Genomic DNA, 11968 nt, shown 5'->3' with positions numbered 1-11968 from the left:
ACATCCTCTTAATGCTTTAAATAGGGCGATTCGACACGGTCAAGAAACAGGGTGGCAGCGAGCAGATCCGCTGCGCCACCCGGCGAGGCGTTGAGCATCAGCATCTGGCGATCTAACCTCGCCAGCGCCTGCTGCCCGGCCAGCTGCGCGGTGCCGCCCGCGTTGAGTACGGCTCGTGCGCCATGCTGCATGGCCTCAAGCCCCTCCATCCCGGCGCGGGAAAGTACGCAGGTGTCGGTCAGCGAGGTCATGATCGCCATCAGGGCATCAAGCCTGGCGTGCGTCTCGCTGCTGCCGTTCAACCGGCTCTGCTGCAACTGCGGCAAGGCGTACTGCATGATGTGCGGAAACGCCTGCTGAGCCTCTTCACGTGCACCCGGCACGCGATAGCGATGGGTAGCCCGCAGCCCTTTACTGAAGACCTTTGGGGCAGCGTCATCCGGCAGCATGGCCAGGCCTGCGGCAGTGCGGGTAATCGCCTGCGCATTGCCCTCGCCGCCGAGCATCGCCACCGCGCTGACCAGTAGCCCCAGCGCCCAAATCGCGCCCCGGTGGGTATTCACGCCGTGGGTGGCCGCCATCATCTGCTGCTCCCCTTCACGGCCGAGTCGTCCAATCGTTTGTCTGAGCGCAATGTCCGCTGGCCGCTGCCAGCTCTGCTGCGCCAGGGCCTGAAACGTCGGGGTCAGGCTGCGCGCCGAGCGCTCCATCAGCGCTAACGACAGGTCGTGATGCGCGCCGTTTCCCCGGCTGTCCACAAGTCCGGGCTTCGGGCTGAGTCGTGCTTCGTCAATCAGACACTGGGTGGCGGTATGCGCCAGCCATTCGGCACCGCCCTGAGCCTGAATCTGTGGCAGATGTTTCATTACCAGCTCCGGAATTTTGCAGGTGGGTTGTAGAGGCCGTCTGACCACTCAACCAGGTCAGCCACGCTGCCCGCCGCCAGCAGGGAGCGGGTGGCGTCGGAGCGGCGAATACCCATATCTTCCGGGTAGAGCACCTTGCCGCTTTGACGCAGCGCCGCAACGCGTTTAGCGTCAACGCCCAGACCGATGTCGGTGATCCCAGCGACCGCGGCGACCATCGCCCGGCGCTCTTCCATGCTCTCGGCGCGCCACAGGTGAGCCAGCCCCTCTTCGGTCAGGACGTGGGTCACATCGTCGCCGTAGATCATCACCGGTGCCAGCGGCATGCCGGAGGCTTTGGCCACCTCAACCGCGTCGAGTTTCTCAACGAAGGTGGGTTTAACGCCGGCCTGGAAGGTTTCGACCATCTGCACCACCAGTTTTTTACCGCGCTGCATTGGATCGGGCTCAGTCATCATGTTGAGCCAGGCCGGGGTAGCGTGACGGCGGCCGTGGGGATCGTGGCCCATGTTAGGCGCGCCACCAAAGCCAGAGAGACGACCGCGGGTCACCGTTGAGGAGTTGGCATAGCCATCCACCTGCAGCGTCGAGCCGATAAACATATCTACCGCGTACTGGCCCGCCAGCTGGCAGAAGGCGCGGTTCGAACGCATCGAGCCGTCGGCTCCGGTAAAGAAGACGTCAGGGCGGGCGCGGATATACTCCTCCATGCCCAGCTCGCCGCCGAAGCAGTGGATGCTCTCTACCCAGCCGCTCTCAATCGCCGGGATCAGCGTAGGATGCGGGTTCAGGGTCCAGTGCTTACAGATTTTGCCTTTCAGGCCGAGCTGTTCCCCGTAGGTAGGCAGCAGCAGCTCGATAGCAGCGGTGTTGAAGCCGATACCGTGGTTCAGCGACTGCACCTGGTGTTCGGCGTAGATACCTTTAATCGCCATCATCGCCATCAGGATATGCTCCTGCTTGATCAGGCGCGGATCGCGGGTAAAGAGCGGTTCGATAAAGAACGGCTTGTCAGCGACCACCACGTAGTCAATCCACGATCCGGGAATATCGACGCGAGGCAGATCGTTCTCGTCATCCACCAGCTCGTTGACCTGTGCAATAACGATACCGTCATGGAACGCGGCGGCTTCCACCAGCGCCGGGGTATCTTCGGTGCTGGCCCCGGTATAGAGGTTGCCCTTGCGGTCGGCTTTAAAACCGGCGATCAGCGCCACGTTCGGAGCCAGATCAACGTAGAGACGAGAATAGAGTTCGATGTAGGTGTGAATTGCACCGATCTCAAGCTGATCGTCTTCTAACAGCTGAGAGATGCGCAGGCTTTGCGTTCCGGAGAAAGAGAAGTCCAGCTTGCGGGCGATGCCCTTTTCAAAAATATCGAGATGTTCGCTGCGCCCGACGCTGGGCATGATCATATGCAGGTCGTGCACTTTTTGCGGGTTAACCTCCGCCAGCGAACGAGAGAGGAAGTCCGCCTGCTTCTGGTTGTTCCCCTCAAGGACCACCCGGTCGCCCGGCGCAATCAGTTTTTCTAGCATGGCGACCAGGTCGTCGGTCGGTAGCACTTTGCCTTCTACCGGGACAGAAGCCAGACGACGCTGTTTCTCAGTGCGTCGTGTGTTCCATACCCGTGCAGGCGTTTGCCCAGATAACATTATTAACCTCCTGATTCAGCAATCGTTTTGATTTGCTTAACGCTGAAGGAAGTGTGCGCCCTGCTGAAAAATGCATCAATAAAGCGGTTAGCAGGATCATTAGCCTGAGAGTAACGATCAAAATAGGAATTTGTGATTCAGATCAGCCCAGAGGGGAGAAAAATGCGCTACGACAGGAGAAGAGTGACCCATTTTCATAAACATAATTTATTCGTGCAGGTATAGTATTCCGCAGATAACTGAAAAATAACTCGCACGACATGACCCAAATAACTCCCTTACTGCTTCCCGCTGCGGCGGAAGATAACGTTGAATTCCGCCCGATGCCGGGGGCAAGCAACCCGCATTTGCAGACCATGCTGCCGCGTATTTTGCGTCGCCGTCTGCAGTTCACCGCCCAGTGGCAGCGCCTTGAGCTTCCCGACGGCGACTTTGTCGATCTGGCGTGGAGCGAAGATCCGCAGCAGGCAAAAGATAAGCCCCGGCTGGTGGTATTCCACGGCCTGGAGGGCAGCCTGCACAGCCCCTATGCCCATGGATTAATTCACGCCGCCAGGCAGCGCGGCTGGCTTGGGGTGGTGATGCACTTTCGCGGCTGCAGCGGCGAGCCTAACCGCCTGAACCGCATCTATCACTCCGGCGAAACCGAAGACGGCAGCGCGTTCCTGCACTGGCTGCATAGTGAGCTGGGCCCGGCACCCACGGCGGCTGTGGGTTACTCCCTCGGCGGCAATATGCTTGGCTGCCTGCTGGCTAAAGCGGACGACAGCCTGCCGCTCAACGCGGCGGTGATTGTCTCGGCTCCGCTGGTGCTGGAGGCCTGTAGTCTCCATATGGACAAGGGTTTCACACGCGTCTACCAGCGCTACCTGCTGAACCTGCTGAAAGCCAACGCCACGCGCAAACTCAAGGCCTATCCCGGCTCCCTGCCGATCGATCTCGCCCAGCTCAAGCGCGTGCGCCGCATCCGTGAGTTTGATGACCTGATCACGGCGAAGGCGCACGGGTTCGATGATGCCATCGACTACTACCGCCGAAGCAGCGCCATGCCGCTCCTGCCGCAGATCCGCAAGCCGACGCTGATTATCCATGCCAAAGACGATCCCTTTATGGATCACCACGTCATTCCCGCGGCGGGCCATTTACCCGCTAATATTGAGTATCAGTTGACCGAACATGGTGGCCACGTTGGCTTCGTTGGCGGCACGCTGCGCCGTCCTGAGATGTGGCTTGAAAAGCGCATCCCCGACTGGCTGGCACCCTATCTGGAGGCATAATGATTATTCCCTGGCAAGAGGTTCCACCCGAGACGCTCTACAGCCTGATTGAGAGCTTTGTCTTGCGCGAAGGCACCGATTATGGTGAACATGAGCGTTCGCTTGAGCAAAAGGTTGCCGACGTAAAGCGTCAGTTGGAGACGGGTGAGGCCGTGCTGGTGTGGTCAGAGCTACACGAGACGGTCAATATTATGCCCCGCAAACAGTTTCGCGAATAACGCTGCGTCAGGCGATCCGCCCTCTTCTGCTGTTTATCAGGGAGTCGTTCGCTATGTCAGCCAAACATCCGGTGATTGCTGTGACAGGTTCCAGCGGGGCAGGAACCACCACCACCAGCCTCGCCTTTCGTAAAATTTTTTCCCAACTCGGGCTACGCGCCGCCGAGGTGGAGGGCGATAGCTTCCACCGCTATACCCGTCCGGAGATGGATATGGCGATCCGCAAGGCGCGCGATGCCGGGCGACATATCAGCTACTTTGGCCCGGACGCCAACGACTTTGGCCTGCTGGAGCAGACCTTTATCGAATATGGTCACAACGGCACCGGGCAGGCGCGCAAGTATCTGCACACCTACGACGAAGCCGTGCCCTGGAACCAGGTGCCGGGTACCTTTACGCCGTGGCAGCCGCTGCCGGCACCCACCGACATTCTTTTTTACGAGGGATTGCACGGCGGCGTGGTGACGCCCCAGCACGACGTGGCGCGCCATGTGGATCTGCTGGTGGGGGTGGTGCCGATTATCAACCTGGAGTGGATCCAGAAGATGATCCGCGACACCAGCGAGCGCGGTCACTCCCGGGAGACGGTGATGGACTCGGTGGTGCGCTCGATGGATGACTATATCAACTTCATTACGCCGCAGTTCTCACGCACCCACATCAACTTCCAGCGCGTCCCCACGGTCGACACCTCCAACCCCTTTGCGGCCAAAAATATCCCCTCGCTGGACGAGAGCTTTGTGGTGATCCACTTCCGCGATCTGGAGGGGATCGATTACCCATGGCTACTGGCGATGCTGCAAGGCTCGTTTATCTCCCATATCAACACCCTGGTGGTGCCGGGGGGTAAAATGGGGCTGGCGATGGAGCTGATCATGCTGCCGCTGGTGCAGCGGCTGATGGAAGGCAAGAAGATTGAATAAGATAGTGCCCGGCGGCGCTACGCTAACCGGGCCTTTAACGTTACGCTTCAATCACTTCGTATGAATGGGTGATGTTGACCGCTTTCTCCAGCATCAGCGCCACGGAGCAGTACTTCTCTGCTGAGAGATCCACCGCACGGGATACTGCCGCATCCTTCAGCTCTTTGCCGGTAACGATAAAGTGCAGGTTGATGTGGGTGAAGAGACGCGGTGCCTCTTCCCGGCGCTCGGAGGTCAGCTTCACTTCGCAATCGGACACGCTATGACGGCCTTTCTGCAGGATCGACACCACGTCGATGGCGCTGCATCCGCCTGCCGCCATCAGCACCATCTCCATTGGGCTGGGGGCTTTATCCCCGGAGTTGCCGTCCATTAACACCTGATGACCAGAGGCGGATTCGCCAAGGAACGTCAGCCCTTCAACCCATTTTACGCGTGCTTGCATTTTCATCACTCCAGAGTGGCAATTTTCCCGACAGATTACGCGCGCCGAGTAAAACGCGCAACGGAAGGCGACATGCATCAAGCTGAAGCGAGACACCAGGAGACACACGGCAAAAGCTATGCTAAAACAGTCAGGATGCTACGGTAATGTATTGACATTATGCAGGTATGCAGAGGACTTCAACCATTACAGGCCGCATGCCTATATTGACGGCCCCCTTCCCAGGATTCGGGAAGCATATGATTGCAACCCCAGCCGCCGGATCCGTCCCGCGACTGGCGCCAGCTTATAACAGAGGATAACCGCGCATGGTGCTTGGCAAACCACAAACAGACCCGACTCTCGAATGGTTCTTGTCTCATTGCCACATTCATAAGTACCCATCGAAGAGCACGCTGATTCACCAGGGTGAAAAAGCGGAAACGTTGTATTACATCGTCAAAGGCTCAGTGGCAGTGCTCATCAAGGACGAAGAAGGGAAAGAGATGATCCTCTCTTACCTGAACCAGGGAGACTTTATCGGTGAACTGGGCCTGTTTGAAGAGGGCCAGGAGCGCAGCGCATGGGTACGGGCGAAAACCGCCTGTGAAGTGGCCGAAATTTCCTATAAAAAATTCCGTCAGCTTATCCAGGTCAACCCGGATATTCTGATGCGCCTTTCGTCGCAGATGGCTCGCCGCCTGCAGGTCACCTCTGAGAAAGTGGGCAACCTCGCCTTCCTCGACGTGACCGGCCGTATCGCGCAGACCCTGCTGAACCTGGCTAAACAGCCGGACGCCATGACCCATCCGGACGGGATGCAGATCAAAATCACCCGCCAGGAGATTGGCCAGATCGTCGGCTGCTCTCGTGAAACCGTGGGCCGTATTCTGAAGATGCTGGAAGATCAGAACCTGATCTCCGCGCACGGCAAAACCATCGTCGTCTACGGAACACGTTAAGCTTTAAAAACGGCGTATCGCCTCGCGGACGCCGTTTTTGCTCTCCTCCTCATGTGGCGCAGGTTAATCTACCACCCCGAAGTTAACTACGCACTGCGGCAAACGCTGGTGCTGTGTCTTCCCGTGGCCATCGGCCTGGCGCTGGGTCATCTTCAGCATGGTCTGCTGTTCTCGCTGGTGCCCGCCTGCTGCAACATTGCCGGTCTCGATACCCCCCACAAACGCTTCTTTAAGCGCCTGATTATCGGCGGCTCGCTGTTTGCCGGCTGTAGCCTGGCGGTGCAGCTGCTGCTGGGGGCCAACGTTGCGCTCCCGCTGATCCTCGCCGGGCTGGCAATGCTGCTTGGCGTCACGGCGGAAATCAGTCCTCTACACGCGCGCCTGCTGCCCGCTTCGCTTATCGCCGCTATATTTACCCTGAGCCTGGCGGGCAATATGCCGATCTGGGAGCCGCTGCTCATCTACGCCCTTGGCACGCTCTGGTATGGGGCATTTAACTGGTTTTGGTTCTGGCTGTGGCGCGAGCAGCCCCTGCGCGAATCGTTAAGCCTGCTCTACCGCCAGCTCGCCGACTACTGCGAGGCGAAGTACAGCCTGCTGACGCAGCACGCCGATCCGGAGAAGGCGCTGCCACCGCTGCTGGCGCGTCAGCAAAAGGCGGTGGATCTCATCACCCAGTGCTATCAGCAGCTGCATATGCTCGCTGCCAACCAGCATAACGACTACAAACGCCTGCTGCGGGCGTTTCAGGTGGCGCTGGATCTGCAGGAGCACATCTCGGTAAGCCTGCACCAGCCGGAAGAGGTGCAGAAGCTGGTGGAGCGCAGCCACGCCGAAGCGGTGATCCGCTGGAATGCGCAGGTAGTCGCTGCCCGGCTTCGGGTACTGGCGGACGACATTCTGTATCATCGCTACCCGACCCGTTTCACCATGGAGAAGCAGATTGGCGCGCTGGAGAAGATCGCCCGCCAGCATCCGCAAAACCCGGTTGGGCAGTTCTGCGCCTGGCACTTTAGCCGTATCGCCCGGGTGCTGCGTACCCAGCGCCCGCTCTATAGCCGCGATCTGATGGCCGACCAGCAGCGCCGCCAGCCGCTGTGGGAGGCGCTAAAAAGCTACCTGTCGCTGAAATCTCCGGCGCTGCGCAATGCTGCCCGCATCAGCGTCATGCTGAGTATCGCCAGCCTGATGGGCAGCGCCCTGCATCTGCCGAAGCCCTACTGGATCCTGATGACGGTACTGCTGGTCACGCAGAACGGCTACGGCGCTACCCGGGTACGTATTTTACACCGGGCGGCGGGCACGCTGGCAGGGTTAACGGTTGCCGGGGCTACTCTGCACTTCCATGTCCCGGAGGGGTATACGCTGCTGGGCATGCTGTTTATCACGCTGATCAGCTATCTGATTATTCGCAAGAGCTACGGCTGGGCGACGGTGGGGTTCACCATTACGGCGGTGTACTCGATTCAGATCCTGACCCTGAGCGGCGAGAACTTTATCGTCGCCCGGCTGATCGACACCCTGATTGGCTGCCTGATCGCCTTCGGCGGGATGGTCTGGCTCTGGCCGCAGTGGCAGAGCGGCCTGCTGCGCAAAAACGCCCATGATGCCATTGAGAAGGATCAGGATGCGATTCGCCTGATCCTCAGCGACGACCCGCAGCCGACGCCGCTGGCCTACCAGCGCATACAGGTCAACCAGGCGCACAACGCCCTCTTTAACTCGCTCAATCAGGCGATGCAGGAGCCGGGGTTCAATACCCACTATCTGGAAGATATGAAGCTCTGGGTGACCCATAGCCAGTTTATTGTCGAGCATATAAACGCCCTGACGACGCTGGCCCGTGAGCACACCATGCTGACGCCGGATCTGACCCAGCGCTATCTCGAGTCATGCGAAATTGCGCTTCAGCGCTGCCAGCAGCGGCTGGACTATGACGGGGCCGGGGCTTCCGGCGACGCGAATATTCTTGAAGCGCCGGAGACGCTCACCCAGGGTCCAATGAGCCCAATGGAGATGCATCTTCAGCGCATTATCGGGCATCTGAACAGCATGCACACCATCTCGTCGGTGGCATGGCGTCAGCGCCCGCATCATGGCATCTGGCTTAATCGCCGGTGGAGTAAAGATTAAGCCCGAGTGATGTTGGCCACCGCCACAGCAAAGCGCTGCATACCCTCATCAATATCCTGCTCGCTGACCACCAGCGACGGCGCAAAGCGCATCACGTCCGGCCCGGCGTTCAGCACCATCACGCCCTCATCGGCGGCCGCGTAAAGCAGATCGCGGGCGCCCCCCTTGTATTGAGGTTTTAGCTCTGCGCCAATCAACAACCCCATGCCGCGAATATCGCTGAATACGTCAAACTGCTCGTCGATCTGCTGCAAATGCTTCACAAAGCGCTGACGCTTCTCGCTCACGCCTTGCAGCACCTCAGGCGAGCTGATGATGTCAAAAGCCGCGCCCGCTACCGCGCAGGCCAGTGGGTTACCGCCGTAGGTCGAGCCGTGAGAGCCCACGTGGAAGGCGCTGGCAATCGCCTCGGTGGTCAGCACCGCGCTAATCGGGAAGCCGCCGCCCAGGGCCTTGGCGCTGGTGAGGATATCCGGCGTCACGCCGTAGTGCATGTAGGCAAAGAGATCGCCGCTGCGCCCCATCCCGCACTGCACCTCATCAAAGACCAGCAGCGCCTGGTGCTGGTCGCACAGCTCACGCAGACCCTGTAAGAATTCTGGCGTTGCGGCAGTCACGCCCCCTTCCCCCTGCACCGGCTCAACCACCACCGCACAGGTGTGATCGTCCATGACCGCTTTCACTGCATTAAGATCGTTGAACGGCACGTGGATGATATCGGCGGGTTTTGGCCCGAAGCCGTCAGAGTACTTCGGCTGGCCACCAACCGAGACGGTAAACAGCGAGCGTCCGTGGAAGGCATTATGGAAAGCAATGATTTTGGTTTTGTACGGACTGTGGCGCGTAGAGGCATAGTAGCGCGCCAGCTTAAAAGCGGTTTCGTTGGCCTCGGTGCCGGAGTTCATAAACAGCACGCGTTCGGCAAAGGTGGTATCGATAATCTTGCGCGCCAGGCGCAGCGCCGGCTCGTTGGTAAAGACGTTGCTGGTATGCCACAGGGTTTCGCCCTGGCTCTTCAGCGCCTCCACCAGCGCAGGATGGCAGTGGCCCAGCGCTGTCACGGCAATCCCGCCGGCGAAATCAACATACTCCTTGCCCTGCTGATCCCACACTCGGCTGCCTTTGCCTTTCACCGGAATAAACTCCGCCGGTGCATAAATGGGCAGAATTACTTCGTCAAATGTTGCGCGCGTAACTGCGTTCTGTTCAGTTGCCATGTCATGCCCATCCGTTATATGCAGCAATGATTATGAAAATATAATCACAAAATATGCATAAAAAATCAGTGCATGGCAACTAAAAATCGGCATGGTTGAGAAAGTTTGCCAGTAGCGCGTGCCCCTGCTCGCTCAGGATGCTCTCCGGGTGGAACTGCACGCCCTGCAGATCCCACTCCCGATGACGAATAGCCATAATCTCCTGGGTATCGCTCCAGGCGGTCACCTCGAAGCAGTCGGGCAGCGTAGCGGGATCGATCAGCAGCGAGTGGTAGCGGGTGACGGTAAGCGGATTGTTGAGCCCATGAAACACGCCCCGCCCGCTGTGGGTAATCGGCGAGGTTTTGCCATGCATCACCTTCTGCGCCCGCACGATGGTCGCGCCAAAAACCTGCGCAATGGCCTGGTGGCCCAGACAGACGCCGAGGATCGGCAGTTGACCGGCGTAGTGACGGATGACCTCCAGCGATATGCCCGACTCGTCCGGCGTGCAGGGTCCGGGAGAGATCACGATCTTCTCCGGGGCCAGCGCCGCGATATCGGCGAGGGTTACCTCGTCGTTGCGCTTCACCACGACCTCCGCTCCCAGCTCGCAGAAGTACTGATAGAGGTTCCAGGTAAAGGAGTCGTAGTTGTCGATAAGCAGGATCATGATAAGTCACTTGATAACTCTCTTTGCGACATTGTACGCAGCTTGAGAAATTCTGACTATGACCTACTGAAAGAAGTGCTTACTATTGCACTAAGTGCTACATTAAAGTGAACAGGGATGTAAATCAAATGCGGATTTTTAAAACAAAATGGTTCAGTAAAACGGCAAAAAACCATGCCATCAAGGACGATGAGTTATGTTTGGCTATCAACGCGGCATGTGAAGGAAAAGCAGATGACCTTGGCGGTGGCGTCTATAAAAAGCGCCTAAACCACAATCGCGATCGCGCCATTATCCTGGCTAAAGGTGGGAGGAATTGGTTTTACACTTTCCTGTATGCCAAACAGGATATGGCAAATATCACTCATGAAGAACTCTCAGGCTTTCGAACACTCGCAAAGCATTACGGGTGTCTGAAAAATGAAAAACTGAGCCTATTAATTGACGCTAAAGAGTTGCTGGAGATTTGTCATGATCGCAAAAGAGAAATTTAAAAGCACCGCTTTTGAAGCGATTCATAGCGCTGCTGCGGGATTACACAGCGTAGATGCTATCTCCCAAGAAACAATGCGTAGCTTTGATAAAGCCTGCATTGGCCAGGTAGATGATATTCAACCCAATGAAATCAAAAAGCTGCGGGAGAAGTTTAACGTTAGCCAGCCTGTTTTTGCCCACTACTTAAACACCAGCGTTTCAACCGTACAAAAATGGGAAAGCGGAGCTAAACGGCCGAATGGGTTATCGCTAAAGCTGTTAAGCGTTATACAAAAGCATGGGCTGGACATATTGATATAGATATGTCCGCCCTTACGCAGGCCGGATAAGCGCAGCGCCATCCGGCAACGTTCTACTCCGCTTCGCTCACCACCTGAGTGAAGATAGCGATCAGTGCCGAGAGGTCGCCCATTGCGCCGCTCTGGTTGGCCGCGCTCCAGGCGTCTGGCTCAATGCCGCGCCAGTCCAGCAGATAGCCTGCATGGATCGCCAGCTGCTCGAAGAAGATCCGCTCGGCAATGCCGTTGCCGATCCGGAACGGGTGCAGGACGTTAATTTCGCAGTAGTAGTGCGCTAAACGCTCAATAAACGCGCTTTTCTCCAGGCCCTGCAACCACTCTTCATCTTCCAGCGCCTGCATCAGGGCGTTGCCCTCTTTCTCGATATAGTCAAAATTACAGAAGCGCGTATCGCCCTGATAGATGTTGACCTCACGGATCTCACCGGCCCATTCAAAGATATCCTGGTAGAGATGACGATGGATGGCGCAGAGGTGCGGCAGGCCGCGGGCAACGGGACCCAGCTCCAACGTCGCGGCACGCAGTGCGGTAAATTCGTACGCCGCCTCTTCGAGCTGTTTCGCCTGGTGAATGCCCAGCCGGTTGCTCATCACGTTGCGGCCGGCGTAGAAGTACGGGTCGCGCCCGTCGCCAAACTTATCGCTCATGCTGCCTCCGCAGCGCCTCAAGGCGCGCCTCTGCTTCTTCTGCGTTGAGCGTTACCAGGGCGCACTCCACCCCTTCCAGCCGTCTGCTGGCCTGGAAATTGACGTTACGCTGCTGCTCCCAGAGACGGGATTTTTGCCGGTCGGTGAGTTTTTTCGCCATTGTGTCTCCCTGATGATGTGCGTCATTTGCCACAAGTATA

Annotated in this window: 14 protein-coding genes; 7 read left to right on the top strand and 7 right to left on the bottom strand. The window is 58.1% G+C overall.

What is annotated here, in order from left to right; translation table 11 throughout:
* Positions 1-8: 8 nt before the first annotated feature.
* Positions 9-866 (bottom strand): triphosphoribosyl-dephospho-CoA synthase, encoded by an 858-nt coding sequence (locus WFN61_RS17775; RefSeq protein WP_257758677.1) that lies wholly within the window; start codon positions 864-866, stop codon positions 9-11.
* A complete protein-coding gene (gene mdcA / locus WFN61_RS17770) occupies positions 866-2521 on the bottom strand; it encodes a malonate decarboxylase subunit alpha (RefSeq protein WP_144818068.1) in 1656 nt (551 codons plus the stop codon). Before mdcA ends, WFN61_RS17775 begins: the two co-directional genes overlap by 1 nt.
* A gap of 260 nt (positions 2522-2781) precedes the next feature.
* On the opposite strand from mdcA, the gene WFN61_RS17765 reads away from it, so the two are divergent.
* From WFN61_RS17765 to WFN61_RS17755, 3 genes are read left to right on the top strand one after another with little or no spacing between them, the layout of a single operon-like run.
* Positions 2782-3798 carry a hydrolase gene (locus WFN61_RS17765; RefSeq protein ID WP_144818067.1) on the top strand — a complete coding sequence of 339 codons (1017 nt, stop codon included), beginning with the start codon at positions 2782-2784 and terminating at the stop codon, positions 3796-3798.
* Complete coding sequence (locus WFN61_RS17760) at positions 3798-4016, top strand: YheU family protein (protein ID WP_042393072.1); 219 nt, start codon at positions 3798-3800, stop codon at positions 4014-4016. Before WFN61_RS17765 ends, WFN61_RS17760 begins: the two co-directional genes overlap by 1 nt.
* Before the next feature lie 53 nt (positions 4017-4069).
* A complete protein-coding gene (locus tag WFN61_RS17755) occupies positions 4070-4939 on the top strand; it encodes a phosphoribulokinase (protein ID WP_257758679.1) in 870 nt (289 codons plus the stop codon).
* Between the two features lie 40 nt (positions 4940-4979).
* Here WFN61_RS17755 and WFN61_RS17750 read toward each other — a convergent pair whose 3' ends face one another.
* Positions 4980-5384 (bottom strand): OsmC family protein, encoded by a 405-nt coding sequence (locus WFN61_RS17750; RefSeq protein WP_144818066.1) that lies wholly within the window; start codon positions 5382-5384, stop codon positions 4980-4982.
* A gap of 308 nt (positions 5385-5692) precedes the next feature.
* Here WFN61_RS17750 and crp point away from each other — a divergent pair, with 308 nt between their 5' ends.
* Positions 5693-6325, top strand: a complete 633-nt coding sequence (crp, locus tag WFN61_RS17745; RefSeq protein WP_000242758.1) for a cAMP-activated global transcriptional regulator CRP — start codon at positions 5693-5695, stop codon at positions 6323-6325.
* 51 nt (positions 6326-6376) lie between these two features.
* A complete protein-coding gene (locus WFN61_RS17740) occupies positions 6377-8458 on the top strand; it encodes a YccS/YhfK family putative transporter (protein WP_144818065.1) in 2082 nt (693 codons plus the stop codon).
* Here WFN61_RS17740 and argD read toward each other — a convergent pair.
* Both argD and pabA read right to left on the bottom strand, forming a co-directional pair.
* On the bottom strand, positions 8455-9675 hold the full coding sequence (argD, locus tag WFN61_RS17735; RefSeq protein WP_337039001.1) for a bifunctional acetylornithine/succinyldiaminopimelate transaminase: 1221 nt from the start codon (positions 9673-9675) through the stop codon (positions 8455-8457). The two genes, WFN61_RS17740 and argD, sit on opposite strands and share 4 nt — an antisense overlap.
* Positions 9676-9754: 79 nt before the next feature.
* Positions 9755-10327 (bottom strand): aminodeoxychorismate synthase component 2, encoded by a 573-nt coding sequence (pabA, locus tag WFN61_RS17730; protein ID WP_144818063.1) that lies wholly within the window; start codon positions 10325-10327, stop codon positions 9755-9757.
* Positions 10328-10455: 128 nt separating this feature from the next.
* On the opposite strand from pabA, the gene WFN61_RS17725 reads away from it, so the two are divergent.
* Positions 10456-10821 carry a type II toxin-antitoxin system RelE/ParE family toxin gene (locus WFN61_RS17725; RefSeq protein WP_144818062.1) on the top strand — a complete coding sequence of 122 codons (366 nt, stop codon included), beginning with the start codon at positions 10456-10458 and terminating at the stop codon, positions 10819-10821.
* Entirely contained in the window at positions 10799-11122 is a 324-nt protein-coding gene (locus WFN61_RS17720) for a helix-turn-helix domain-containing protein (protein WP_144818061.1), read from the top strand. Before WFN61_RS17725 ends, WFN61_RS17720 begins: the two co-directional genes overlap by 23 nt.
* Before the next feature lie 52 nt (positions 11123-11174).
* On the opposite strand, the gene WFN61_RS17715 is transcribed toward WFN61_RS17720, so the two are convergent.
* Both WFN61_RS17715 and WFN61_RS17710 read right to left on the bottom strand, forming a co-directional pair.
* Positions 11175-11768, bottom strand: a complete 594-nt coding sequence (locus tag WFN61_RS17715; RefSeq protein ID WP_144818060.1) for a putative adenosine monophosphate-protein transferase Fic — start codon at positions 11766-11768, stop codon at positions 11175-11177.
* Positions 11758-11928, bottom strand: coding sequence for a YhfG family protein (locus WFN61_RS17710; RefSeq protein WP_144818059.1), 171 nt, complete (start codon positions 11926-11928; stop codon positions 11758-11760). The genes WFN61_RS17715 and WFN61_RS17710 overlap by 11 nt, the downstream gene beginning before the upstream one ends.
* Positions 11929-11968 lie beyond the last annotated feature (40 nt).

Source organism: Pseudescherichia sp. AS216, assembly GCF_037152055.1.
Classification (GTDB): Bacteria; Pseudomonadota; Gammaproteobacteria; order Enterobacterales; family Enterobacteriaceae; genus Pseudescherichia.
The sequence above is the reverse complement of the archived record's forward strand: the minus strand, read 5'-3'. Positions and strand labels throughout refer to the sequence as shown.

What these genes read in the sequence shown, in the direction of transcription:
- WFN61_RS17775 (WP_257758677.1), bottom strand. Translation starts at nt 866, where the DNA reads ATGAAACATCTGCCACAGATTCAGGCTCAGGGCGGTGCCGAATGGCTG.
- mdcA (WP_144818068.1), bottom strand. Translation starts at nt 2,521, where the DNA reads ATGTTATCTGGGCAAACGCCTGCACGGGTATGGAACACACGACGCACT.
- WFN61_RS17765 (WP_144818067.1), top strand. Translation starts at nt 2,782, where the DNA reads ATGACCCAAATAACTCCCTTACTGCTTCCCGCTGCGGCGGAAGATAAC.
- WFN61_RS17760 (WP_042393072.1), top strand. Translation starts at nt 3,798, where the DNA reads ATGATTATTCCCTGGCAAGAGGTTCCACCCGAGACGCTCTACAGCCTG.
- WFN61_RS17755 (WP_257758679.1), top strand. Translation starts at nt 4,070, where the DNA reads ATGTCAGCCAAACATCCGGTGATTGCTGTGACAGGTTCCAGCGGGGCA.
- WFN61_RS17750 (WP_144818066.1), bottom strand. Translation starts at nt 5,384, where the DNA reads ATGCAAGCACGCGTAAAATGGGTTGAAGGGCTGACGTTCCTTGGCGAA.
- crp (WP_000242758.1), top strand. Translation starts at nt 5,693, where the DNA reads ATGGTGCTTGGCAAACCACAAACAGACCCGACTCTCGAATGGTTCTTG.
- WFN61_RS17740 (WP_144818065.1), top strand. Translation starts at nt 6,377, where the DNA reads ATGTGGCGCAGGTTAATCTACCACCCCGAAGTTAACTACGCACTGCGG.
- argD (WP_337039001.1), bottom strand. Translation starts at nt 9,675, where the DNA reads ATGGCAACTGAACAGAACGCAGTTACGCGCGCAACATTTGACGAAGTA.
- pabA (WP_144818063.1), bottom strand. Translation starts at nt 10,327, where the DNA reads ATGATCCTGCTTATCGACAACTACGACTCCTTTACCTGGAACCTCTAT.
- WFN61_RS17725 (WP_144818062.1), top strand. Translation starts at nt 10,456, where the DNA reads ATGCGGATTTTTAAAACAAAATGGTTCAGTAAAACGGCAAAAAACCAT.
- WFN61_RS17720 (WP_144818061.1), top strand. Translation starts at nt 10,799, where the DNA reads ATGATCGCAAAAGAGAAATTTAAAAGCACCGCTTTTGAAGCGATTCAT.
- WFN61_RS17715 (WP_144818060.1), bottom strand. Translation starts at nt 11,768, where the DNA reads ATGAGCGATAAGTTTGGCGACGGGCGCGACCCGTACTTCTACGCCGGC.
- WFN61_RS17710 (WP_144818059.1), bottom strand. Translation starts at nt 11,928, where the DNA reads ATGGCGAAAAAACTCACCGACCGGCAAAAATCCCGTCTCTGGGAGCAG.